Here is a 23,927-nt window from a genome sequence, read left to right as displayed (position 1 = left end):
CATGATTTATAACCTATTGAAGAATTTAATTATGGCTGGCAATTATGATAAAACTGATATGGAGAACAAGTTAGACGTGTTTTTTGCTTTTGATAGAATTACATTAGAACAGTACCAAGAGCTCTTAGGTTTAATAAACAGTCCATCTGTTACAGAATAGGAAGATGATACGACATAAACGCAGTCAATCGACTAGCGTTATTTTTATTGTCAAAAAGTAAAGGAAACCTCTTCCCCCATGTCGAAACATAATAGATAGAGAGGTGGGGGGTTCCGATGAATAAGGATTTTGAAAAGTTTTTAGAGAAACCGAAATATATCGAGCAAATCGAAAAGCAGGATAGATTAATGAAGAAGGTAGAAGATTTTAGCTTACCTCCAGAAATTTTGAAAACTATATCTGATTTTGAAGACAGCTTGAATGAAATTGAATATGATGAGTTGCCTGTTGACGGAGATATCTACTATCAAAGAGAATCCTTGGAGTTATTAAGGAAAATCGAGGAGAACACAGGGCAATTAACTACATTAGTTGAGCTAATGCAATTGAATGTAGAAAATCAAGCTGAAATAGCAGAGTGGATTAAAGAAATAAATGAAATTACAACTGCTAAATCAATTGAAGAGGCAGATAGCAAATATACAAAAGTTATGAAAGAATTAACTGATAAAGTTAATGATGCGGAAACACTCTCAAAATTATATGAGTACGGAAAAGGAGCTTGGAATGTAGTAAAAGTTTACCTTAATACTCATAATGGTACCGATTTTGAAATCAAGTAAAGTATTAAAAAGTTGAAGCCTTCCACAGTTATTGTGGAGGGTATTTTTATATAGAGAGATAAGCCCTGTTACGGCTTAGAAAGGGGGACGAGTCATGGAAGGGGGTTCGTCAATGTTTGAAACAGTACAGAATCATGAGGAAAGAATTGTGAACTTAGAACGTGCAGATCATCAGCATGAAGAAAGGTTAAAGCGACTTGAAGATAGCCATATCAAGCTAGAAAACACGATGATGGTAGAGAGCCGAGAAACAAGAACTGTGATGAAAGAACAAACTGATAAAGTATTTGAGCTAGTAGAAAATACAATGGGCTTTCAATCAACTAAAAACACACAGAATCATGAATTGAAAATGTTAAAGTGGAATACTTTAGCCACAGTTTTCTTAAAAATCTGTGGAGGAATAGTCGCACTGTTTACAACAGGTGGGGCTTTTTATTATGTATTAGAACACTATTTCAAATAGGAGGTCATTAAATTGACAACGGACAAGTTAAAAGAATATTTTGCGTTGTTTGGAGGATGGTTATCAACCGTCCTTTTATTATTGCAAACCTTAGGGCTTTATTTCGATTGGTTTAATCCTGAAAGTATAGATGCATTTGTTGCCGTTCTAATGGCAAGTATACCGTTTATCATTGCAGCTTATGGAATTTACAAGAACACATATGTAGTAACTAAAGTAGCGAAAATCCAAGAGTATGAACTCAAAAAGAAAGGGTTGAAATAATATGGGAAAACAATTTGTAATCAGCAGTGGACATGGTGACAAGGTTGCAGGGGCTATTGGTATTCTAAACGAGCATGATGAAGCTAAAAAGGTAGTTAATCGTGTATTTGATATTCTAACTAAGGAATATAACGGTGTCGGTTTTAAGTATCACGAAACAACGGGTACAACGCAAGATCAAAACTTATCTAATATTGTTTCCTTCCACAATGGCAAGACAAGAGAACTAGATGTTAGCATTCACTTTAACAGTGCTACACCTGCTGCAACAGGCACAGAATGCTTATACTACGATGCTTTAACCTTATCCGCTAAAATGAGTGCAGCTATGGCATCAGCTCTTGGCATTGTAGACAGGGGAGCAAAAGAACGTAAGGAATTGTATTTCCTACGTAACACTAATAAGCCAGCAATCCTTTTAGAAGTATGCTTTGTAACATCTGAAAAAGATGCGGCTGCTTATCGTAATAACTTTGAAGCATTGTGCCAAGCTATCGCAAAAGTTATGGCAGGGCATTTAGGATATACAAAAATCCAAGTTGCAGGAGTTTCTAAGCCTGCTAACGAAGGTTATTACACTAAGAAATTTGACCGTTTAGTCACTCTAACAGACATTGGTGTCTACGAAGACAAAGAATTTAAAGTGGAAAAGAAACGCCATAATAAAGATACAAAGCTTGATATCATTGACATTGCTCACTCTAAAAATGGCACTCCACGCTTCATTGTTTGTGGAGGATATTGCACAGCTAATCGAGAGTATGTAAAGGCATATACAGTTAATAAAGAGTAAAGCTTTCTCCCTCAGATTGACACATGATATAATCAAATTATCCCAAAAGAATAGCTAAATATTGTGTTTAATAAATAAAAACGCGGCCTCCCATGTTACTAAAAAGCATGAGACTAGCCGCGTTTTTTTGTTTTTATCTTTATACATAACTTAAAGTCCTGTTACACATAATGGTAATGGGACTTTTTTTGTCTTGAAACAAGAACGAACGTTCTTTATAATTAGATATAACAAACAGATGTTCTTATTTTAAAGGAGGAATCACGATGAAAGAACAGTTAATAAAAGCTATGCAGCATAACCAATTGGTTGATTTAATGTATATTTCACAAGAAGGAGAAATTACAAAGCGTCGAATAAAGCTAATCAATATTGTTGGTGACAGATTCCAAGCCTTTTGCTTCACTAAGCATGCAAAGCGTACTTTTATTACAGATAATGTTCTTGCAGTGATGCCAGTCCTTAGAAAAGAGCGAAACATCATATGAATAGTGAACAAGGCGATTTGGTTCATAAGCAAATCATTTTAGATTTAGCAATACGGACACTTGAAAGAGATCGAAAGCTTTTAGATAGTTTTAAATCATTTGGAGCTTTTGATATGTGGTTCGAAATTAAAATAAAAGAAACTAAACAAGAAAAGCTGAATGTAAAAAGAAAATTAGGTGCTATGGGTATACGTGTTGAAAACGAGGTAAGGGAAGATGATTTTATAACCGTGTACGAAGTGCTTTATAGAGGTGCGACTAAGATTCTTCGATATTCTAATATCGCGCTTAGAAACTGGACCAATGAAGAAATAAAGCGCCTACTAAATATGGAATATAACACAACAGCAAATGTTAATAAGAAGGTGTATCACAAGTAATTGTGGATGTACCACACCCCTCAAAAGAGGGGATTTTTATTGCGGTTGAACTGCTGTGCCAGCTGTTTTTAAGATGTTTAGAAGCATTGGCGACATCTGAATCAATACATAACCAATCGCACTATTGAAGAATATCGAGTAGGCTTTTTCCTTTTGTCCTAAAATTATAAAGAAACATGCACCGACCATCATAAGACTAGCTAGAGGCAATGCCAGGGCGACTAGGATATCAATAATGGGATTCATGATTGTTGTAAGTACATCTAATGAAGTGCCTGCTATATGGTCTGTGACAGCGCCTGTTGGTATTGCTGTAAAAGTATCTGGTGTTCCTTGTGGAATAGCTGGACCTGATACAGCAGCTACTTCTACAGGTGTTGAAACCTTAGTCAAACTATTCCATGCAACCATTCCTAAACTCGCCACAGTAGGCACACATGCAGCAATAGCTAAATCTTTTCTTGTAGCATGTTGGCTCCCAAAATCAGTCCATTCACTCTCGGGCACGACTTCCACTTTATTCTTTTTGAAAAACATTCCATCTCTCCTTTATTCTTTAATCTCGTCATATAGATACACTTGGCAAACAGGAAGGTCTTTACAAAGTTCCTTTAATTGCATTCGACGTAGTTCCGAGGTGGTTAGCCATACCAAAGTAGGGAAGTGATCAAGTTCTTCAGCAAGTAAACCGTTCTGAAATAATTCTAAATATCTTTTTGCTTTGATTCGGTTTTCAGACATTGGTTGTAAATTATCTACTTCAAGAAAGTGTGTTGTTTCTAACTTTGAATACATAGCATCCACAATAACTGTGGAATGACCATCTGAAACTTTGATTTCATTTTTCCAATCGCTAGGGCAACTATTATAAAAGTAGAACTCATTTCGCATGATGTAATGCTGAACGTTACTACTTTTCTTTCGTACTTTTTCACATCCAACATATTCCCGACCATTTTTATTAAGGTAGTAAACACTTTGACTAAAATCTCTAATGCTATTGAGATAATCAGACAAACCATTTAGCACTCTATTTGTATTCCGCTTTTTACCCAATCCAAAATAGAAACGTAATTGATCACGAGTAAGGAAATCAAATTTCTTCAAAAGTGACAGTATGCTTTCTTCCCTTTGTGACAACTGTCTTAGTTTCGGCAATGTTCTTCTGAACCTCCTCTTTAACTTCCTCAATGTACGGTTCAATTATTTTTTGAATTTTATCGTTGGCAATGAATGGTGATTGAACAACATAACGTTTAACGGTATTTTTATAAATGCCTCTCCCTGGGATATCCGGTAACTTATCAGCACCAGATTCATCTAAAACAACACGTGAAGCTGTATCAGTATCAACCACATAGCATAAACGAGCTATAATATTTCTTTTTGTTTGTGGAGGAATGACTTGCATTGTTGGATATTGAGTACAAAAGATTAAGTAATATCCTGCGGAACGTCCTCGTCTAGCTATGTCGGTAATTATCGTCATAGCTTTTTTATACTCTGTTAGATCAGCAGCTTCATCAATAATGACGAAATGTCTCTTTTTCACATTTGCTTCTTTCACATCTTCAAAGCCCTTATCGACAACATTCTCAAATGAATGATTCATCTTTTTTTGAATATCTATTAAAATCTTTTCGGCTTCTTCCGGATCTCTCGAATAGTTTTTTACTTGCTTGCAATTTCTGAATCTGTGGAAGGCTGAACCGCCTTTTAAATCAATCAAAGAAAGCTCTACATTGTCCGGCTGTTGGTTAATAAGACAAGTAGTAATAAGCTTCAATATAGCGCTTTTACCATAGCCAGTAGCTCCTGCAATAATTAAGTGTTTATCTTTATCAAAATCATGGCGTATGATATTTCCATTTCGCATATATCCAATTGGAACTGACCAGGATCCAGTTCTTAAAAGTTCTTCATTCCAATTAATTTGTTTACCTAAAGGTTTATCGAATACACGAATAATTAATAAGCCGTCAAAATCTAACTCGATTTCTTTTGATTCAGATAACCTTTCCTTCCACAGTGACTTTAGTGAGTTAATAATCCCATCATCAAAATTCAAAGCCTTTAAATCGTTGAATGTAATTTGCTTACTTTTGTTACTTAAACCATCGGAAATTATTTTTTGCTTAGTTAGATAATCATCAAAACTTCTGCCTAAAGGAATTCGATATTTGTATTCCCAACCCCAATTATGCTTCTTTTTATGGACGAGTTGAGTGGTTAAAGTTTCTTTTCCATCCTTCACATTTAATCCACTCAAAGAAATAATTCGTTGGATTTTGCCGCTATCATTTTCTTTCAAATCTTGTTTTTTCAAAAATGCTTTTACAGCAATTCCAGCAAAAATGCTTGTAGTCAAAAATTCGAAGATCATTGAATAACTCCTTTCTAATGGTTTGCGCCACGGCGGTTATCTTACGTAGTAAGAGTTGTAGTTAATGAGCATCTGAAAAGTGTTATGTACGCATTGAAAATAAAGGGTTTTGACGTTGCCCACTCGAAATAGTCAAGGAGCATTTGTATGAGTAGGTAGGTGGGTAGATGCCTTAGTAGTTATAGATTATGCGTTTAACGTATAAAAAGAATTTGTCCAAATAAATAATTTACGTTTAACGTATAAAAATTGTTTCGAAGGTGGGCATATGATGGAGCATAAAATCGAGATTAAGTTGAAGCAATTATTGAAGGAATCAAATATGACACAACAAGAATTAAGTAGTAAAACAGGACTTACTCAACGGACAATTTCTGTTTTGGTTAATAACAAAATTGAACGTGTACCAAAAACAGCATTATCTAAGATTGCCGATGTTTTTGAATTAGAAGATATACGAGATCTGATTGATTTCCAAAAAGAATAAGTACATAAAAAAAGACCGTTCTTCCACAGTTGATGGGAGAGCGGTTTTTTTGCTTGTTTTTAATTATCTTCATTAATCAAACTAAACAATTCGTTTAAATCATTGATCTGTAAAGCGACAATAATTTTTTCTAATGCTTCCTTGGGATACATCTTCACTTTGTTGTTTGCAATTTCACTAATTAATCGAGTAGTAAGTCCAGTCTTTTCTGCTAAATCCTTTTGGTTCATGTCACGTTCTGCAAGTAAAATTTTGAGTCTTGATTTCAAGTACAAAAACTCCACCTACTTTCATTCCTTTATTGTTAATTCAATTATAAATAAAAAAATAAAATTACGCAATTAGTAATTGTATTTCATTTTTAATGATGTTATTATATTGGTAATAAAATTACTAATAAGATAATTATATGTTGTTAAAGGTAACTATATTATGAATAGGAGGTGGAAATGATGGCAGCGTTCGATTACTTAAAACAATACATAAACTTTGCTTCTGTGGAAGAAATGGACCAAGAAGTTGAAAAACATATCCAATCACATTATTATGATTTAACTGCAAGCGAACGCGCCATCATTTTCAAACTCGCTGCACATGCTTTGGAATATCCAGGTGTAACACATCTAAAGGCTTCTACAATAGCGGCGGCATTGGAGATCAGCACTAAGACCGTTTACCGGGCTATAAAAAAATTAGAATTACTTGGGATTATTAAGAAGGAAAATACGGTTAAATCAAAAGGTGGGCAAGGTGCTAACATCTTTATTATTTTAAAACACAATGTCCCAGCGGAAATGTCCGAGCGTGAAAATGACGAAAAGTCTTGCGAGAGTAAGGGAGAAGAGGGGATTGTAGAAAACCAATCATCTAAATCTTTTAATCTTTTAAAACAAGCACTACAAAATAATAATATATACAGTAATGGGGCTAATGAGCCTGTAAGTGAGGAAAGCAAAGAGCAAAAGATAAAACAATATGGCAATGAGTATCAGCAATCGCTATACAATGTTATACGAATGATGCCTTTTGCTGAATCAATAGTGAATGCAGCATATGAGATCTCATTAGCTTTAACAATGAAAACAAAAGAAGATTTCATTCTGGCCAAAGATACAATAAAGAAAGTATCAATGGATATGCTTAGCCATTTACGTGTTTCTTCCACAGTTAGAGCAGTAGTAGAAGCTGCATATAATAAAGCTAGGAATCGACGTGACAGCCATTCTAACTTAGTTAGATATAATTGGCTTCGTATGCAGATAAAGCCTTCTGTTTTGGAAGAAAAGGCGAGTGTGAAGCCATCCTTTGATGTAACCAAATACAATTGGTTAGGGAATTAAAAAAGACCACCTTTTTTGGTGGTCTAAAATTAATCAATTATCGGATCTACCCAATAATCGTCTGAAATAGTTTCTAAATCTTCACTATCAAAATACTCATCGAAGTCAATTTCATTTATATCCTGTGCGTAGAAATCAAGTCCCATTACCTTTTCGTCACTTTCATCTCCGGAATCATCATTAAAAGAAGTGTACCAATTTATTTTAACAGATCCCATTTCTTCAGTAGTATCTTGTAAATTTCTGATTATACGTTCTGTAGCTTCTAAAAGTTGTTTTTTGTACTTATCTTCACTTATAGCTAGTGGTCCATTTAAGTTAAGTGTAGCATACCTTTTATCCTCTATTTCTATGCTTCGAATGCTTTTTTTACCTTCGGTAGCATCTTTACCAATAGCATCATGCACAGCTGCAGTTAATGATTGTTTAGAAAGTTTGGTCATATCAACTTTATCCATCTCACTTGAGCAACCGCTAATTAGCATAATAATTGTTAGTACTGCAGCAATGATATGAATTTTTTTAAATTTCATATTGCCCCTCCTTTACCACTAATATACTATACAAACAAATAATAAAAAAGACCGCCAATATGACGGTCTAATTGAACAAAAAAGAGTGACGAGAAGTGACTAAGAAGTGACCAAACAATAAGATTAACCTAGATTTTGATATACTTAATGCGACTAACCTATATTTTGCAGTATAATGAATAGCGTTAAATCAACATTTAGGAAGTAAGTGAAACGAAATGAATAGAGACCTTATTTATTTAGACCATAGTGCAACAACAAAACCGAATAAATCCGTTTTAGAAACATTTGTCCAAGCGAACGAACGTTATTATGCAAATCCAGCTTCTCTACACCAAATGGGTGTTGAAACAAACACGCTTTTGTCGAGAGCAAGAGAACAAATAGCGGCTATTATAAAAACAGAACCTGAACAAATTATTTTTACCTCTGGTGGAACTGAATCGAACAATTTTGCCATCAAAGGATTAGCAAGAGCTAATAAACACCGTGGAACAAAGATACTAATTTCTGCTATCGAACACGCGTCTGTTGAAGAAAGTGCCAAAGCGCTAGAAAAAGAAGGTTATACAGTAGAAAAAGTTCAAGTAAATGAATACGGTGTTATTTCAATAGAAGACTTAAAAAAGAAATTAACAAAAGATACGGTTATAGTCAGTATCATGCATGTAAATAATGAAATAGGAGCGCTTCAACCTATTTCAGAAATTGCTCGTATTGTGCATGAAAACAGCCGTGCCTTTTTCCATATGGATGCTGTGCAGAGTTTCGGGAAAATTCCTGTTCATTTTGCTGGAGAAGAAGGACCAGATGCTCTTACTGTTTCTGGCCACAAAATTAATGGTTTGAAGGGCACTGGTTTCCTAGCTCTTCGCAAACAAGTAAATATCGAAACAATAATTCATGGCGGCGGGCAAGAAATGGGATTGAGAAGCGGTACGGTGGCGGTACCACAGGCTGTCGCTTTAGCAAAAGCTGTAAGAATGGCGCATGAAACACAACCTGCACATGAAGAACAATTTAGCCAATGGCGTGATGATTTGCATGCCTTTTTACAACAGTTTCCGTATGTTCGCACTCTATCCTCTAACAACGGTGCACCACATATAGTAAGCTGTGCTGTACAAGGGCTTCGAGGCGAAATATTAGTCAATGCTATGCAGCATGAAGGGTTTATTATTTCTACATCAAGTGCATGTTCTTCTAAGGATCATAGCATCAGCCATGTAGTCAAAGCCATAGAAATTGATCCTTCCTATGAAAAAGGAGTAATTCGGATAAGCCTTGGTGAAGGTATTACTGAAAAAGATATACAAGCATTCAAAACTGCGTTTAAAAAAGTAATGATGCAAGTAAAGGAGTTTTAAATAGATGAAATGGCATGAAATATTAATAAGATACGGAGAAATCACAACAAAAGGCAAGAACAGAAAATTATTTATTAATCGTCTTAAAGAAAATTTGCGGTATACCTTTGCAGATATCCCAAACATGCGTATCCGTTCTGAAAGAGATCGTATGTATTTGAGCAGTGAGGTAGACACTGAGATGGAGGAAATTCTGAACCGTCTGCCTCATATCTTTGGGATTCACTCCTTTAGCCCTGTAGCAGAATGTGAACCAACAGTTGAAGCTATGAAGGAATTAGCTGTTGAAATCGTACAAGGGTTGGACTACGAAGGAAAAACATTCAAGGTAAATGCAAAACGTTCATTCAAAAACTTTCCTCTAGATACGTATGAATTGCAACAAACAATAGGTAGTCATGTATTAGGCACACTGCCAGGCATGACCGTTCAAATGAAAAAACCAGATATTGAACTGCGAGTAGAGGTACGTGAAAAAGCTGTTTACATGATGGTAGATGTTATTGCAGGTGCAGGTGGTTTGCCTATTGGCTCGAACGGAAAGGCGCTACTACTTCTTTCTGGTGGAATTGACAGCCCTGTTGCAGCTTATTATATGATGAAACGTGGCGTTCGAATTGAAGCCATCCATTTTTTCAGTCCGCCATTTACAAGTGATCAATCATTAACTAAAGTGAAAGAACTATGCGATAAGATTAGCCGTTTTGGCGGTAATATTCGCCTGCATATTATACCTTTTACTGAAACCCAACAAACTATTCAAAATAGTGTACCTGAAAACGTCACAATGACTTCTACACGCCGAATGATGATGAAAATTGCGGACGAGGTACGAAAAGAAATAGATGCAAAAGCGCTTGTTACAGGCGAAAATTTAGGACAAGTTGCTAGCCAAACGCTAGAAAGTTTAGCTGCCATTAATGATGTAACGACAACACCTATTTTGCGTCCATTAATCACATTTGATAAGTTAGAAATCATCGATGTAGCACAGAAAATCGGTACGTACGATATTTCAATTCGACCTTATGAAGATTGCTGTACAGTATTTACGCCAGCTAATCCAAAAACAAAGCCGAGAGTTGAAAAAATGAATTACTACGAAAGCTTTACTGATTTCGAAGAAATGATTCAACGTGCTGTGAAAAACCGTGAAATTCACTCATTCCCTAAAACAAAAAGTGATGATTTCTCTGAGTTGTTGTAAGAGGTTTTAATTTTTTTTAAAATACCTTGTATGTTTTTTCGCTTCTGAGACATTCTATATGCACAAGGAGGTGAACAACATGTCAAACAACAACTCAGGTTCAAGACAATTAGAAGTACGCGGCGCTCGTCAAGCGATTGACCAAATGAAATATGAAATCGCTCAAGAGTTCGGTGTAAACCTTGGTGCAGAAGCATCTTCTCGTGCAAACGGTTCAGTAGGCGGAGAGATTACTAAACGCTTAGTAGCAATGGCTGAACAACAAATGAACGGTTTACAAAAATAAGTTGGGTCATACCTTAGCATACCCAATTTTCACAAAGGATAGGATTTGAAATAAGCTTTATTAAAGTTTATTCACTTCAAAAAAGGGAGGGTAACAACATGTCAAACAACAATTCAGGTTCAAATCAATTAGAAGTACGCGGTGCTCGCCAAGCGATCGACCAAATGAAATACGAAATCGCACAAGAATTCGGTGTAAACCTTGGGGCAGAAGCATCAGCGCGTGCTAACGGATCCGTTGGCGGAGAAATTACTAAGCGTTTAGTTGCGATGGCTGAACAACAAATGAACGGTTATTCCCAAAACAAATAATTGAATATAGAAAAAGCTGAGGAAGAAATAATTCTTCCTTGGCTTTTTTAATGGAGTAAAAAGTTGGACAGTATTCTGAAAATTCTATATAATACTTCAACAAAGGGGAGTGATTTTCGATGAAACGAGAGGAATTAATTGCACCTGAAGTATATAATCTGGTCAGAGAAATAGAGAAATATGCAGCGGAACCTACGAAAACAGCTTTACGCTTTGAAAACGAGCATGGAAGTACAGATACCATCACGTATAAGGCATTAATCCAGAAAGCAAATCAAATGGCAAACGTATTTGCGAGCCATGGTTTGCAAAAAGGTGATGTTGTTCTTATTATGGTACCGCGTTTAATTGACGCTTATATTACATATATCGCAGCATTAAAAGCAGGGCTTGTTGTGATACCAAGTTCTGAAATGTTAAGGGCTAAGGAGATTGACTATCGTCTAGCACATAGCGGAGCTAAAGCTGTTATTGCCTATGAACCATTTATAGAACAATTTGAACAGGTAGAGAATCTTCAGGACGTCCAACAGTATGTGATTGGCCAAGCCCCTGCTCCATGGATTGAACTGATTCAAGAAACAGAGCAAGCGTCAGATGTGTATGAAATAGCTGATACGAAAAGCAGCGACATGGCATTTCTTTCTTACACCAGTGGCACAACTGGTAATCCAAAGGGTGTTGTGCACACGCATGGATGGGCATATGCCCATTTAAAAACAGCAGCTGCACATTGGCTTGGTATTCAAGAAGGTGATTTAGTTTGGGCAACAGCAAGCCCTGGCTGGCAAAAGTGGATTTGGAGTCCCTTCCTGTCAGTATTAGGAAGTGGAGCAACTGGTTTTGTTTATAATGGCCGCTTCCAGCCGGAAAAATATTTATCACTTCTTGAAAAATACAAGGTTCAAGTATTGTGCTGTACACCTACTGAATACAGGCTGATGGCAAAGGTAGACAATCTTGATGTATATGATTTAACGACATTGCGAAGCGCAGTTTCCGCCGGCGAACCACTAAATCAAGAAGTGATTAATCTCTTTAAAAAACACTTCGATTTAGATGTAAGGGATGGCTACGGACAAACTGAAAATACATTATTGATTGGCAATTTGAAGGGTGAACCATTTAAACCAGGTTCTATGGGCAAACCTACACCGGGCAATCTTGTAGAAGTGATTGATGATGAAGGTATTCCATGCCCAGCTGGTATAGTGGGCGATATAGCTGTCCATCGATCAACTCCAGCACTGTTTAAAGAATATTTGAATGATCCAGAAAGAACGACAAGACAGTTCAGAGGAGATTACTATGTTACAGGAGACCGTGCTAGAAAAGATGAAGACGGATACTTTTTCTTTGAAGGTAGAAACGATGACATCATTATTAGTTCAGGGTATACCATTGGTCCATTTGAAGTGGAAGATGCTCTCGTAAAGCATCCGTTAGTTCAGGAATGCGCAGTAGTTGCGAGTCCTGACGAGGTACGCGGCAGCATAGTAAAGGCATTTGTTGTATTGAAGGATCACTCAATGGCTTCAGACGAATTAGTGAAAGAGCTTCAAAATCATACAAAGGAACTGACAGCGCCTTATAAATATCCGCGTGAGATACAATTTGTTGAGGAACTTCCTAAAACGACATCCGGAAAAATAAGACGAATAGAGTTACGAGAACACGAGAATAGAAAACTGCATTCTTAAGTTATTGAAAAGACTACTTATTATTGGTAGTCTTTTAATTATGGCTAGAAGCCAAAAGGAGGCGAGTAGGATGGGAAATGAAAAAAAGGGGATAGTTGCATCAGTCTTTGCGTATATATTGTGGGGACTATTTCCTCTTTATTGGAAAGTGATTCAGCATGTTACAAGTGGTGAAATATTGGCTAGCCGCGTAATTTGGTCATTTATTCTTACACTTATTTTTGTCCTGCTGATTAAGCAAGGTAAAGTATTAGTTAAAGATTTTCGTGAATTATGGCAAAATCAAAAAGCATTTTGGAGTTTGTGTTTGGCAGCTTATTTAGTATCGGCAAACTGGTTTATTTACATATGGGCAGTAAATCATGATCATATTATCCAGACAAGCTTAGGTTATTATATGAATCCGATCTTTTCTATTTTGCTTGGCATTATTTTCTTGAAAGAACGAATGACTAAAGCACAGGTGCTAGCGCTATTGATGGCGGCTATTGGCGTTATTATTTTAATTGCATCTTATGGGCAGATTCCATGGATATCCATTGGTTTAGCTTTAAGTTTTGGATTTTATGGATTGTTGAAAAAGCAAATCGCTTTGGATGCAACAAGAGGGCTTGTTATTGAAACAATGTTTATCTTCCCAGTAGCGATTATCTATTATTGCTATCTTTATTTCCAGGGAAATATGTCGTTTCTTCATGTCGATATGAAAACAAATGTGTTTTTAATAGGAACAGGTATTGTAACAGCTCTACCGCTTGTTTTATTCGCGGTAGGGGCACAAAATATCCCTTTATATTTAGTGGGCTTTATACAATATATCGCTCCAACCATGACGTTAATTCTAGGCGTATTTCTTTATCATGAGTCATTTGGCCAAACAGAATTAATTTCATTCTCATTTATTTGGTTAGCCTTAATTATCTTCTCGATTTCGACCATCTTGGAAATGAGGAAAACATACAGACTTTCGCACAAGTCATAAAAATGATGAAACATTTAACGGTTTGGCTCGTATGTTTATAATGCAGGGTGAAAGGGAGGGTCATAAATGACAGTAAAAAGATGGGTGGCGCTTGGCATAGCAATCGTACTATTTGCCATGTCTGCCTTTGTAAGTATTGCTTTATCATTTGCTAAAATGGACTTCAAAAAAGGGTTAGAATCTATTGCTGATCTAGATAGTACATATGATTATAATGTGTTAAAAAATGGAAATCCATCGAAGCAAATTGCAGTCCTTACTGTGAATGGAACGATACAAGACACTGGTGAGAACACGTCTATTTTTAGTAGTGAAACATATAATCACCAGTATTTTATGGATCAGCTAGAAGATATCAGAAAGAATAAGAGCGTTAAAGGTGTGTTGCTTAAAGTAAATTCGCCTGGTGGAGGTACGAATGAATCTAAACAAATTTATGACAAAATAAAGGAAATAAAAAAAGAAAGAAACATACCTATTTATGTTTCAATGGGTTCCATGGCCGCTTCAGGCGGTTACTACATCTCTGCACCAGCAGATGTCATTTATGCTGATGAAGAGACATTAACTGGTTCCATTGGTGTCATTATGCAAGGGATGGATTATAGTAAATTAGCGAAAAAATTAGGGATTGAATTTAACACAATTAAGACAGGTCCGTATAAAGATATTATGAACGGTTCGCGTGAAATGACACCTGCAGAAAAGAAATTGCTTCAAAACATGGTGAATGATTCTTATGGACGTTTTGTTAAAGTAGTTGCAGATGGTCGCGGTATGTCTGAAAAAGAAGTTAGATCTATTGCTGATGGACGCATTATGAATGGTTCTCAAGCGGTGAAAGCAGGCTTAGTGGATCGTTTAGGTTATAGTGAGGATGCATTAAAAGCGTTGATGAAAGATAACAAACTTCAAGGAGCAGAGGTATTTGAATATAGCACTGACGAAGGATGGGGTTCCATTTTCTCTGCAAAGTTAAGCAGTAAACTTATGCCTTCTGCTGAAAAAGAAGCAATTAGCAAAATGCTGTCTACTAGCAGCGCACCAAGAATGATGTACTTATACGGTGAAGAATAAAGGGGGCGTTGAAATGTCAGAGACACTAAATGAATCTGCAACAAGTTTAAGCCCGCTCGAAATAAAGAAAGTACCAGAGTATCATTTAAAGGCAGCAGGTTTTTGGACTCGTTTTTGGGCTTATTTAATTGACTTGGTCGTGATCAGTTCGATTACAGCCTTAACTATCGGCCCACTTTTTGATTTGATGGGCTGGGATGATGCACGAATTCTTTATCTATCTCCCTATAAATTTGTTGCAGCCATTCTGTTTTATGGTTATTTTGTTTTAATGACGAAGTGGCGAGCTCAAACACTCGGAAAGATGGTTTTCGGTATTAAGGTAATAAGTGACAAAGGAATCCCATTAACATGGGGTACTATACTATTTAGAGAATGGATAGGGCGCTTTATATCTGTAAAGATTTTAATTTTATATATTGTGGCCGCATTTACGCCGAAGCATAAAGCTGTCCATGATTATATTGCAGATACTGTTGTCGTTCATGAGAAAAGCTATGAAAAGATAGAAAAAACGATTGCAATAGAGCAGAGTGCGCATACAGTTTAATTATCGTGACTGAATTGCGTTAACAGGATTGATTCCCCATGCTCAAAAATTGAGAAGCAAAGAATTTTTGGTTTGGGGATAATATAGTATGTAAATTCGTAAGAGCTCTTAATCTCAGTGGGTGTTACAGAAAACATACTGAGTCAAGTTTCATGATAAGAGTCTTCCTAGTTGCAACAAGCTAAAAGATTCAAGTAATATTAAGTCAAGGAGGCGTTGAAATGGTACAAGTAACATTTAAAAATAATCCCGTAACATTAGTAGGTCCAGAAATTAAAGTTGGTGACAAGGCACCTGAGTTCACTGCATTATCTACTGACATGCAAGAAAAACATTTATCAGACTTCGCAGGCAAGAAAGTTTTAATCAGTGTAGTTCCATCATTAGATACAGGTGTTTGCGATGCTCAAACTAGACGTTTCAATGAAGAGGCAACAGGCTTAGGTGAAGATGTTGTGGTTCTAACAATTTCTTGTGACCTTCCTTTTGCACAAAAACGTTGGTGTGGTGCAAACGGTATAGAAAATATTTATACTTTATCAGATCATCGCGATTTGTCATTTGGTGATGCATATGGCGTACATATGCAAGAGTTGCGTTTGCTAGCACGTTCTATTTTCGTTGTTGACCAAGATGGAAAGGTGGCATATGTAGAATATGTGCCTGAAGGAACAGACCATCCTGATTACGACCATGCGATTGATGCTATCAAATCACTTAGCAAATAAGTAAATTTCTAGCTGGGGACCCACTCTATCGTCGAGTGGGTTTCCGTTTTGAAGGAGAGCATTATGGAAACTATTGAAGTCCTTTTTTCATTTATAGATAAAGAAACAGAAAAACATGCAGAATCAGATCAATCAACCTATCTAGACGGTTTATTAATAACGTTAAACAGATGGCTAGATGCTGAAATAAAGCCTGAAGTTGAACCAACAAAAGAAGAAATTCGTAAAGCTATCCAGTTGGCGATTCTTAAAGGAATGAGACAAAGCTCTCAACCGAATCATCAGATGACGCCTGATTCGCTTGGCCTTTTGGTAGGTTACTTTGTGGAACAGTTTTTCGAGAAAGAAATCAAAGAAGATCAACAAATTACAATGCTTGATCCAGCGATCGGCACAGCGAATTTGCTGATGACGGTTATGAATCTCTTAGGCGACAAGATTGAGGGATTCGGTATTGAAATTGATGAGCTTTTAATTCAAATTGCGGCATCATCTGCAGAGTTAGAGGGACAGCCATTGTCGTTATATCTACAAGATGCTCTTGAAAACTTGATGATTGATCCAGTAGATGCTGTTATTTGTGATTTGCCAGTAGGCTATTATCCAAACGAAGAAATAGCTAAGCAATATGAAGTAAAAGCAGACGAGGGTATGACATATGCCCATCATTTGTTCATTGAGCAATCGTTGAGATATACAAAAGATGGCGGATATTTATTCTTCTTAGTGCCAGATCATCTATTCGAATCAGAGCAAGCACAGCTTTTAAATAAGATGATTGCTAAAACTGCTTGGATACAGGCAGTTGTCCAACTGCCGGATACTTTGTTCTCAAGTAAAGCACATGCAAAAAGTTTATTTGTTTTGCAAAAGAAAATGGATGGCGGAAAAGCCGTCAAAGAAGTGTTGCTTGCAAAAGTGCCGAATATGAAAAACATGCAAGCATTAGAGCTGTTCTTCGCTAAAGTGCGCAAATGGAAAAAAGAAAACAAAGCTAATTAAAAAGATAAAAGCCTGCATAGCAACTAAATGCTCTGCAGGCTTTTTATTATTTGCTTTCTTCTACTGAATCTGTGCGTACCACAAGCACATCACATTTTGCAGATCGTACAATGCTTTCAGATACACTACCGATTAAAAATCGTTCAACTGTATTGAGCCCTGTAGCACCGCAAATAATTAAATCTGCATTTACTTTTTTAGATACATCTCTAGTAATAATTGTTTTAGGTGAACCGTATTCGATTAAGATATTGACATTTTTTATGCCAGCAGCTTCTGCTTCTTTCTTGTAGCCAGCTAATAGCTCATCCGCGAATCCTTGCGCGCGTTCTTGAATGGAACGGTCATACGCTTCAATGGCTGCAAATGAACGTGTATCAATAATATTGACTAAATTAAGTGAAGACTCATTACGATTAGCTACTGCAACTGCCTTTTTGAATGCATACTCCGCTTCTTTTGAACCATCTACTGCCACAATAATGTTTTTATAATCTAATGCCATATTCGATTCCTCCTTTTTATAAATCTAGTATACCACCATTTCCCATCAATTTACGTTCACTTTTTTACATATTTAAGAAGATTATAAAAAGTATTGAACGAGCCGCTATTATTAATATTCAAAATTATTGACAAAAATAGAAGAATATTTGTTACAATAGACATGTTATTATGTGAACATTCAAATACATAACAAACAATGATCACTTTTTTATATTTAGGAGGATGGGATATGAAAATCGGTGTTCCAAAGGAAATTAAAAACAACGAAAACCGTGTAGCAATGACGCCAGCAGGTGTTGTGAACTTAACAATGCATGGTCACGAAGTTTTTATTGAGACGAATGCAGGTCTAGGCTCTGGCTTTACAGACGAAGACTACAAAGCTGCAGGTGCTCACATTGTAGAGACTGCTGCTGAAGCATGGAAACAAGAAATGGTGATGAAAGTAAAAGAACCGATCTCTTCTGAATTCGGTTATTTCTATGAAGGACAAATTCTCTTTACTTACCTACATTTAGCTCCTGAGCCAGAATTGACTCAAGCATTACTAGATAATAAAGTGGTTGCGATTGCTTATGAAACAGTTCAATTACCAAATCGCAGTTTACCGCTATTATCACCGATGAGCGAAGTAGCTGGACGTATGGCAACACAAATTGGGGCGCAATATTTAGAAAAACAAGAAGGCGGAAAAGGCATTTTACTTGGCGGTGTACCAGGGGTTACTCGCGGTAAAGTGACAATTATTGGTGGCGGTATGGCTGGAGCAAATGCAGCGAAAATCGCTATCGGCATGGGCGCAGAAGTAACAGTTATTGATCTTAGCCCTGAACGACTTCGTCAGTTAGATGATCAATTTGGCACAGATATACAAACATTAATGTCAAATCCATACAACATTGCAGAGTCTGTAAAAAATTCTGATTTAGTTATTGGTGCTGTGCTAATTCCTGGTGCAAAAGCTCCTAAATTGGTAACAGAAGAGATGATAAAATCAATGTCTCCTGGTTCTGTTGTTGTGGATATTGCAATTGACCAAGGCGGTATTTTTGAAACTTCTGACCGTATCACAACACATGATGAGCCAACTTACATCAAGCATGGCGTTGTACACTACGCAGTAGCGAATATGCCTGGTGCAGTTCCACGTACTTCAACTATGGCCTTAACAAACAACACAGTGCCATTTGCACTTGAAATTGCAAACAAAGGCTATAGCCGCGCATGCCTAACTAATGAAGCGTTGAAAAAAGGGGTTAATACTCTTGATGGAAATGTAACATTTGAGGCAGTTGCAGAAGCATTAAACTATCCATATGTATCTGTTGATTCATTATTATAAGTAAATAGATTAAAGGCAAACCAACTTCGGTTTGCCTTTTTTTGAGTTTCATGAGATTTGCACTAAAAAAAGAAGGATGAGTTGTGTTCATCCTTCTTTCATAGTAAACATTATTTTGGTTGAATGATATGCAATTCTTTCGGGAAGCTTGTAAGCACTTCTACGCCGTTCTCTGTTACATATACATCATCTTCAATGCGTACGCCAGCCGTGTCATTTTTATAAATTCCTGGTTCAATGGTAAAGACCATACCTTCTTGCATCGCCATTTCATTCGCGCCATGCACAGAAGGGAATTCATGCACTGAAATGCCAAGACCATGTCCTAGACGGTGTGTAAAATACTCGCCGAACCCAGCATCTTCAATTACTTTACGTGATGCATGGTCAAGTTCTTTTGCTAGTACACCTGGTTTAACCAGTTCGATAGCTGCCTCATTTGCTTTTTTCACTGTTTCATAAACTTCTTTTTGAGCATCTGAGATTTCGCCGAATGCAACCGTTCTCGTAATATCTGAACAATAGCCTTTGTAAACAACGCCTAAATCAAAAAGCACAAGATCGCCTTTTTGGATTTTTTGCGTTCCTGGTGTTCCGTGCGGAGAAGCTGCGTTTAATCCTGTCAGAACCATTGTGTCAAATGACATATAAACGCCTTTTGCCTTCATTGCTGCTTCAATGGCAGATAGTATTTCGATTTCAGTTTTGCCTTCGGCTATTTCATTGCAACCAACTTCAATCGCATAATCCGCTAATTTTGCTGCTTCACGCAATTTTTCCAATTCATCCTCAGATTTAATGAGGCGCATTTGGTTTAGTTGCTCATCTAGACCAACATATTTTGTGTCGTTAAAGAAATGTTGAAGAGCTTCTAAGCGTTCTACTGTTAAGTGTGATTTTTCAATTGCAAGTGTGTGTAATGGGACGTTTCGGGTATTAGTAGTATGGTGGAAGATTTCCCATGCGTTTTCTGTATCCTCATGGCCTACAGCTTCAAACGCCCACCCAGCAGCTTTTGCATCCGGCACTTCCATCTTAGGGCAAATCATAAATGGTTCTGCTTCTTTAAAAATCATAATACCCAACAAACGTTCATGTGGGTCACTACGGAAACCTGATAGGTAAAAGACATTGTCTGGCGTAGTAATGAATGCCGCGTCAATATTTTTTTCTTGTAAGTATTGTTGAATTAGCTGCACTTTATTCATAAAAAAATCCTCCCTTTAGAGACTAGAGACTATGAGTGTTATTTATTGAGTATAAATACTCTCCCTATACAGTCTATCATAAAAAGAGGGAAATGAAGTACCAAGCGAGAATACAACTATGAGAAACTTTTGAAAGGAAGATTACTTTATGAAAATTTCATTCCATGGGCATTCGATTGTTAAAATTCAAACCAACAACCATACTATTTTAATTGATCCTTTTATCACTGGAAATAGCCAAACCGATTTAAATGTAGATGATCAAAATCCAGACGTCATTTTACTGACTCACGGACATAATGACCATGTAGGAGATACAGTTGAAATTGCCAAAAAATCCAATGCACTTGTGGTAGCTCCGAATGAATTGGCAGATTATCTTTCATGGCAAGGATTAGAAACACATCCAATGCATATTGGGGGAGCACGTCAATTTGATTTTGGTAAGGTCAAGCTTACTCAAGCATTCCATGGCTCATCTTATGTAACAGAGGACAAGCAAATTATTTATACAGGTATGCCTGCGGGGCTCCTTTTATTTATCGAAGGAAAGACAATTTACCATGCAGGTGATACAGCTTTATTCAGTGATATGAAATTAATCGGAGATATGCATCCGATTGATATAGCATTTTTACCGATTGGAGATAATTTCACAATGGGGCCTGAAGATGCTGCAAAAGCTGTTGAATTTTTAAATCCAAAAGAAGTTGTACCTATTCATTACAATACTTTCCCTGTAATTGAACAGGATTCACAGGCTTTTTCTAACATGGTAGGCAATGGTACTGTGCGAATTATGAATGCCGGCGACCAATTTGAATTGTAACTATAACAGTTTGAAGTAAATATGGTACACTTAAGCCAAGAGACCGTTAAGAAATAGGTGATTTTTTGGCTACAAAACATGAAAAAATACTCCAATATATTGAATCATTGCCAGTGGGCGATAAAATTTCAGTCCGCCAAATCGCAAAAGAAATGTCTGTTAGCGAGGGTACTGCCTATCGCGCGATTAAAGAAGCTGAGTCAAGGCGTCTTGTCAGTACGATTGAACGTGTGGGCACCATCAGGATTGAGAAAAAGAAAAAAGAAAATATTGAGCGGCTTACATTTGCCGAGATTGTCAATATTGTGGATGGACAAGTATTAGGCGGCATTAACGGTTTGCATAAAACCCTTACGAAGTTTGTGATTGGCGCCATGAAACTGGAAGATATGATGCGCTATACAGAAGCAGGGAGCTTGCTTATCGTCGGCAACCGGGCGCGTACGCATGAGATGGCTCTTAAAGAAGGAGCTGCTGTCCTCATTACAGGTGGTTTTGACACCACTGATGAAGTGAAAAAACTGGCAGACCAGCTTGAGCTTCCTCTCATTTCAACAAGCTATGACACATTTACAGTTGCAGCGATGATTAACCGAGCCATTTATGACCAGTTAATCAAGAAAGAAATTTTATTAATTGAAGATATCGTGATTCCGTTAAAAAGAACATCCTACTTGAAGACAACAGATACAGTAAGAGAATATAACCTGTTGAATGCTGAAACTACTCATGGCGGATTCCCTGTAATTGATAAGCATGGCAAAATTGTAGGTATTGTAACATCACGTGATTTGATTGGTAAACATGAAAGTGATCATATTGATCGATTAATGACCAGAAATCCAATTACAGTATCATTAAAAACGAGTGTGGCAACAGCTGGCCATCAGATGATTTGGGAAGGGATTGATTTGCTTCCTGTAGCAGATGAACATGGCATTTTGCAGGGGGTTGTAAGCAGACAGGATGTCTTGAAAGCACTGCAAATGGCACAAAGGCAACCACAGCACGGAGAGACGATTGATGATTTGGTGAAGAAGGAAATGGAGATGGACGTGTCAAACGACGAGATGGTGATCAAATTTAACGTGACCCCTCAAATGACCAATCAATTTGGCGCGATTTCATACGGAGCTTTTACTACATTAATCGTCGAATCGGGTTCCTTCGCACTCAAAAAAGTTAAACGTGGGGAAAGTGTAATGGAGAATATCTCGATTTACTTTATTAAACCGATCCAAATCGAGTCAATAATTACAGTAAAACCACGAATTTTAGACATGAGCCGCAAATTCGCTAAGATGGACTTTGAGGTTTATAGTGAAGACTTGCTTGTCGGTAAGGCTTTAGCTACTTTCCAATTGCTTGAGCGATAAGGGGAAATCCCCTTGTGGATGAAAATATAGCGAAACGTATAGACGTAATCGGTTAAAGAAGTGAAAAAAGTGATGCACAGCTGTGCATCACTTTTTGTTCAATTTTTCTTCTTCAGCGATATATTGACCATAATGACGTACTCGTTTACTGAAGCTTATGAAAACAAAGAAGCCAAATACAATCAAAATAGCGCAAATCACATATGTAAGTACTGTATGATAAAGGATGATTTGGTTTATGCCAAACAAGACTAACAATACTCCAAGCGATACACCTGCACGGCCTGCATACCACTTTTTGCGAATCGGTAAGTTTGTTCGGAATTGTTTTGTTTTGAAATATAGGTAAAATACAACCGTTATCACGACTAATAATGCTAAAATAATATTTACTATATTACTCATCGTGTTCCTCCTAAATGCAAAGCTATCTTTATTCTACTGATATTGTGTAGAAAAAGATAGTAGAAAGTAGGAGACGAGAGTTTGTAATTAAATGTACAGACAGATAATTAATTGATTAGAGAAGAAAGCACAATTCAACTATTGGAGCTTCATTTATCGTTTAAAGGAGACAAAAAAATATGAAAAAAGAGATTATCGATACAATTGCTGAGTACGACACGATTATAATTCACCGACATGTTCGTCCAGATGCAGATGCATACGGCTCACAGTTAGGGTTAAAAGCTATTTTACAAGCAACTTATCCAGAGAAAACTATCTACGCGGTAGGAGAGCACGACCATGTCTTTAGCTACTTAGGTTTGCCGGATGAAGTATCGGATGAGGCCTATAACAAAGCTTTAGTCATTTGCACAGATACAGCCAACACGGAACGAGTTGATGATCAACGTTATCATACCGGTGACTTTTTAATAAAGATTGACCACCATCCCAATGATGATCAATATGGCGACCTACTATGGGTGAACACTGCTGCTAGTTCAGCGAGTGAAATGATTTATGAATTGTATAAGGAAGGTAGCGAAACAGCCGGTTGGAAGATGAATCAAAATGGTGCCAGATTATTATTTGCAGGTATCGTGGGGGACACCGGACGTTTTATTTATCCAAGTACAACAGAAACTACCTTCAAAGTAGTGGGTGACCTCATCTCTTATGGTTTTGATCGGACTGAGCTTTTTAATAGTATGTATGAATTGGATCCTAATCTGTTACAACTGCAAGGATATATTTATCAAAATTTCGCAATGGATGAAACAGGCGCGGCATATATAAAATTGTCAAAACAACTACTAGAAGAATATGGCGTGAGCGCAAGCGACACTTCAGCATTAGTAAGCACGCTTGGCGATATTAAAGGAATTAAAGCATGGGCCATGTTTGTAGAGGAAGATAGCCAGATTCGTGTTCGATTACGTTCAAAGGGTCCTATCATCAATGAATTGGCTAAAAAATACCGTGGTGGAGGTCATCCTATGGCATCTGGTGCAACAATCTATCAGTGGTCAGAGGCTGACGAAGTGATTCAACAATTAAAAGCACTTTGCCATTAAGGAATAAAAAGAAAGGTA

Annotated in this window: 31 protein-coding genes; 23 read left to right on the top strand and 8 right to left on the bottom strand. The window is 37.0% G+C overall.

Going from position 1 to position 23,927, the window contains the following annotated elements; genetic code table 11:
- Position 1: 1 nt before the first annotated feature.
- From AC6CHJ_RS10395 to AC6CHJ_RS10365, 7 genes are all read left to right on the top strand, one after another.
- Positions 2 to 160, top strand: a complete 159-nt coding sequence (locus tag AC6CHJ_RS10395; RefSeq protein ID WP_498288363.1) for a hypothetical protein — start codon at positions 2 to 4, stop codon at positions 158 to 160.
- A gap of 116 nt (positions 161 to 276) precedes the next feature.
- Positions 277 to 783: a hypothetical protein gene (locus AC6CHJ_RS10390; protein WP_498288361.1), complete on the top strand. Its 507-nt coding sequence runs from the start codon at positions 277 to 279 to the stop codon at positions 781 to 783.
- Positions 784 to 895: 112 nt separating this feature from the next.
- Entirely contained in the window at positions 896 to 1,249 is a 354-nt protein-coding gene (locus AC6CHJ_RS10385) for a hypothetical protein (RefSeq protein WP_498288359.1), read from the top strand.
- Positions 1,250 to 1,261: 12 nt separating this feature from the next.
- Positions 1,262 to 1,513, top strand: coding sequence for a phage holin (locus AC6CHJ_RS10380; RefSeq protein WP_498288357.1), 252 nt, complete (start codon positions 1,262 to 1,264; stop codon positions 1,511 to 1,513).
- Position 1,514: 1 nt separating this feature from the next.
- Positions 1,515 to 2,306 (top strand): N-acetylmuramoyl-L-alanine amidase, encoded by a 792-nt coding sequence (locus AC6CHJ_RS10375; protein ID WP_498288355.1) that lies wholly within the window; start codon positions 1,515 to 1,517, stop codon positions 2,304 to 2,306.
- Positions 2,307 to 2,572: 266 nt separating this feature from the next.
- Positions 2,573 to 2,794 (top strand): transcriptional regulator, encoded by a 222-nt coding sequence (locus tag AC6CHJ_RS10370; protein ID WP_498288353.1) that lies wholly within the window; start codon positions 2,573 to 2,575, stop codon positions 2,792 to 2,794.
- Positions 2,791 to 3,174: a YhjD family protein gene (locus AC6CHJ_RS10365; RefSeq protein WP_498288351.1), complete on the top strand. Its 384-nt coding sequence runs from the start codon at positions 2,791 to 2,793 to the stop codon at positions 3,172 to 3,174. Before AC6CHJ_RS10370 ends, AC6CHJ_RS10365 begins: the two co-directional genes overlap by 4 nt.
- 36 nt (positions 3,175 to 3,210) lie before the next feature.
- Here the strand turns inward: AC6CHJ_RS10365 and AC6CHJ_RS10360 are convergent, their stop codons facing one another.
- The 3 genes from AC6CHJ_RS10360 to AC6CHJ_RS10350 are packed head-to-tail and all read right to left on the bottom strand — an operon-like array spanning position 3,211 to position 5,557.
- Positions 3,211 to 3,711, bottom strand: coding sequence for a hypothetical protein (locus AC6CHJ_RS10360; RefSeq protein WP_498288349.1), 501 nt, complete (start codon positions 3,709 to 3,711; stop codon positions 3,211 to 3,213).
- A 12-nt stretch (positions 3,712 to 3,723) separates the two neighbouring features.
- On the bottom strand, positions 3,724 to 4,332 hold the full coding sequence (locus tag AC6CHJ_RS10355; RefSeq protein ID WP_498288347.1) for a replication-relaxation family protein: 609 nt from the start codon (positions 4,330 to 4,332) through the stop codon (positions 3,724 to 3,726).
- A complete protein-coding gene (locus AC6CHJ_RS10350; protein ID WP_498288345.1) occupies positions 4,268 to 5,557 on the bottom strand; it encodes an FtsK/SpoIIIE domain-containing protein in 1,290 nt (429 codons plus the stop codon). Before AC6CHJ_RS10350 ends, AC6CHJ_RS10355 begins: the two co-directional genes overlap by 65 nt.
- 271 nt (positions 5,558 to 5,828) lie before the next feature.
- Here AC6CHJ_RS10350 and AC6CHJ_RS10345 point away from each other — a divergent pair, with 271 nt between their 5' ends.
- Positions 5,829 to 6,044: a helix-turn-helix domain-containing protein gene (locus AC6CHJ_RS10345; protein ID WP_498288343.1), complete on the top strand. Its 216-nt coding sequence runs from the start codon at positions 5,829 to 5,831 to the stop codon at positions 6,042 to 6,044.
- A gap of 59 nt (positions 6,045 to 6,103) precedes the next feature.
- On the opposite strand, the gene AC6CHJ_RS10340 is transcribed toward AC6CHJ_RS10345, so the two are convergent.
- Positions 6,104 to 6,313: a helix-turn-helix domain-containing protein gene (locus tag AC6CHJ_RS10340; RefSeq protein ID WP_150284186.1), complete on the bottom strand. Its 210-nt coding sequence runs from the start codon at positions 6,311 to 6,313 to the stop codon at positions 6,104 to 6,106.
- 183 nt (positions 6,314 to 6,496) lie between these two features.
- Between AC6CHJ_RS10340 and AC6CHJ_RS10335 the strand changes: the two genes are divergently transcribed.
- A complete protein-coding gene (locus tag AC6CHJ_RS10335) occupies positions 6,497 to 7,384 on the top strand; it encodes a helix-turn-helix domain-containing protein (protein ID WP_498288341.1) in 888 nt (295 codons plus the stop codon).
- Positions 7,385 to 7,413: 29 nt separating this feature from the next.
- On the opposite strand, the gene AC6CHJ_RS10330 is transcribed toward AC6CHJ_RS10335, so the two are convergent.
- Entirely contained in the window at positions 7,414 to 7,917 is a 504-nt protein-coding gene (locus AC6CHJ_RS10330; RefSeq protein WP_498288339.1) for a hypothetical protein, read from the bottom strand.
- Between the two features lie 218 nt (positions 7,918 to 8,135).
- Between AC6CHJ_RS10330 and AC6CHJ_RS10325 the strand changes: the two genes are divergently transcribed.
- From AC6CHJ_RS10325 to AC6CHJ_RS10280, 10 genes are all read left to right on the top strand, one after another.
- A complete protein-coding gene (locus AC6CHJ_RS10325) occupies positions 8,136 to 9,284 on the top strand; it encodes a cysteine desulfurase family protein (RefSeq protein WP_498288337.1) in 1,149 nt (382 codons plus the stop codon).
- A gap of 4 nt (positions 9,285 to 9,288) precedes the next feature.
- The gene (gene thiI / locus AC6CHJ_RS10320) at positions 9,289 to 10,491 is read left to right on the top strand and encodes a tRNA uracil 4-sulfurtransferase ThiI (RefSeq protein WP_150284816.1); all 1,203 of its coding nucleotides are present in this window, start codon (positions 9,289 to 9,291) and stop codon (positions 10,489 to 10,491) included.
- Positions 10,492 to 10,570: 79 nt separating this feature from the next.
- The gene (locus tag AC6CHJ_RS10315) at positions 10,571 to 10,777 is read left to right on the top strand and encodes an alpha/beta-type small acid-soluble spore protein (RefSeq protein WP_066788894.1); all 207 of its coding nucleotides are present in this window, start codon (positions 10,571 to 10,573) and stop codon (positions 10,775 to 10,777) included.
- A 98-nt stretch (positions 10,778 to 10,875) separates the two neighbouring features.
- Positions 10,876 to 11,088 (top strand): alpha/beta-type small acid-soluble spore protein, encoded by a 213-nt coding sequence (locus AC6CHJ_RS10310; protein ID WP_066788891.1) that lies wholly within the window; start codon positions 10,876 to 10,878, stop codon positions 11,086 to 11,088.
- A 119-nt stretch (positions 11,089 to 11,207) separates the two neighbouring features.
- The gene (gene mbcS, locus AC6CHJ_RS10305) at positions 11,208 to 12,788 is read left to right on the top strand and encodes an acyl-CoA synthetase MbcS (RefSeq protein WP_392992716.1); all 1,581 of its coding nucleotides are present in this window, start codon (positions 11,208 to 11,210) and stop codon (positions 12,786 to 12,788) included.
- Positions 12,789 to 12,858: 70 nt separating this feature from the next.
- Positions 12,859 to 13,770, top strand: coding sequence for an EamA family transporter RarD (gene rarD, locus AC6CHJ_RS10300; RefSeq protein ID WP_392992719.1), 912 nt, complete (start codon positions 12,859 to 12,861; stop codon positions 13,768 to 13,770).
- 66 nt (positions 13,771 to 13,836) lie between these two features.
- Positions 13,837 to 14,847: a signal peptide peptidase SppA gene (gene sppA, locus AC6CHJ_RS10295; protein ID WP_392992722.1), complete on the top strand. Its 1,011-nt coding sequence runs from the start codon at positions 13,837 to 13,839 to the stop codon at positions 14,845 to 14,847.
- Positions 14,848 to 14,860: 13 nt separating this feature from the next.
- On the top strand, positions 14,861 to 15,397 hold the full coding sequence (locus AC6CHJ_RS10290) for an RDD family protein (RefSeq protein ID WP_392992725.1): 537 nt from the start codon (positions 14,861 to 14,863) through the stop codon (positions 15,395 to 15,397).
- A 221-nt stretch (positions 15,398 to 15,618) separates the two neighbouring features.
- Positions 15,619 to 16,125, top strand: coding sequence for a thiol peroxidase (tpx, locus tag AC6CHJ_RS10285; RefSeq protein ID WP_147196000.1), 507 nt, complete (start codon positions 15,619 to 15,621; stop codon positions 16,123 to 16,125).
- A gap of 63 nt (positions 16,126 to 16,188) precedes the next feature.
- Positions 16,189 to 17,127, top strand: coding sequence for a class I SAM-dependent methyltransferase (locus AC6CHJ_RS10280; RefSeq protein WP_392992729.1), 939 nt, complete (start codon positions 16,189 to 16,191; stop codon positions 17,125 to 17,127).
- Between the two features lie 46 nt (positions 17,128 to 17,173).
- Here the strand turns inward: AC6CHJ_RS10280 and AC6CHJ_RS10275 are convergent, their stop codons facing one another.
- Complete coding sequence (locus AC6CHJ_RS10275; protein ID WP_392992732.1) at positions 17,174 to 17,632, bottom strand: universal stress protein; 459 nt, start codon at positions 17,630 to 17,632, stop codon at positions 17,174 to 17,176.
- Positions 17,633 to 17,863: 231 nt separating this feature from the next.
- Here AC6CHJ_RS10275 and ald point away from each other — a divergent pair, with 231 nt between their 5' ends.
- Positions 17,864 to 18,976, top strand: coding sequence for an alanine dehydrogenase (gene ald, locus AC6CHJ_RS10270; RefSeq protein WP_147195997.1), 1,113 nt, complete (start codon positions 17,864 to 17,866; stop codon positions 18,974 to 18,976).
- 110 nt (positions 18,977 to 19,086) lie between these two features.
- On the opposite strand, the gene AC6CHJ_RS10265 is transcribed toward ald, so the two are convergent.
- Positions 19,087 to 20,184, bottom strand: coding sequence for a M24 family metallopeptidase (locus AC6CHJ_RS10265; protein ID WP_392992736.1), 1,098 nt, complete (start codon positions 20,182 to 20,184; stop codon positions 19,087 to 19,089).
- Positions 20,185 to 20,332: 148 nt separating this feature from the next.
- Between AC6CHJ_RS10265 and AC6CHJ_RS10260 the strand changes: the two genes are divergently transcribed.
- Both AC6CHJ_RS10260 and AC6CHJ_RS10255 read left to right on the top strand, forming a co-directional pair.
- Complete coding sequence (locus tag AC6CHJ_RS10260) at positions 20,333 to 21,013, top strand: metal-dependent hydrolase (RefSeq protein WP_392992739.1); 681 nt, start codon at positions 20,333 to 20,335, stop codon at positions 21,011 to 21,013.
- A gap of 65 nt (positions 21,014 to 21,078) precedes the next feature.
- Positions 21,079 to 22,389 carry a DRTGG domain-containing protein gene (locus tag AC6CHJ_RS10255; protein ID WP_392992742.1) on the top strand — a complete coding sequence of 437 codons (1,311 nt, stop codon included), beginning with the start codon at positions 21,079 to 21,081 and terminating at the stop codon, positions 22,387 to 22,389.
- An 87-nt stretch (positions 22,390 to 22,476) separates the two neighbouring features.
- On the opposite strand, the gene AC6CHJ_RS10250 is transcribed toward AC6CHJ_RS10255, so the two are convergent.
- A complete protein-coding gene (locus AC6CHJ_RS10250; RefSeq protein ID WP_221297910.1) occupies positions 22,477 to 22,794 on the bottom strand; it encodes a YtpI family protein in 318 nt (105 codons plus the stop codon).
- A gap of 179 nt (positions 22,795 to 22,973) precedes the next feature.
- Here AC6CHJ_RS10250 and AC6CHJ_RS10245 point away from each other — a divergent pair, with 179 nt between their 5' ends.
- Positions 22,974 to 23,909 (top strand): DHH family phosphoesterase, encoded by a 936-nt coding sequence (locus tag AC6CHJ_RS10245; protein ID WP_147195989.1) that lies wholly within the window; start codon positions 22,974 to 22,976, stop codon positions 23,907 to 23,909.
- Positions 23,910 to 23,927 lie beyond the last annotated feature (18 nt).

This window comes from Rummeliibacillus sp. GQ308 (genome assembly GCF_059759115.1).
The sequence above is the reverse complement of the archived record's forward strand: the minus strand, read 5'-3'. Positions and strand labels throughout refer to the sequence as shown.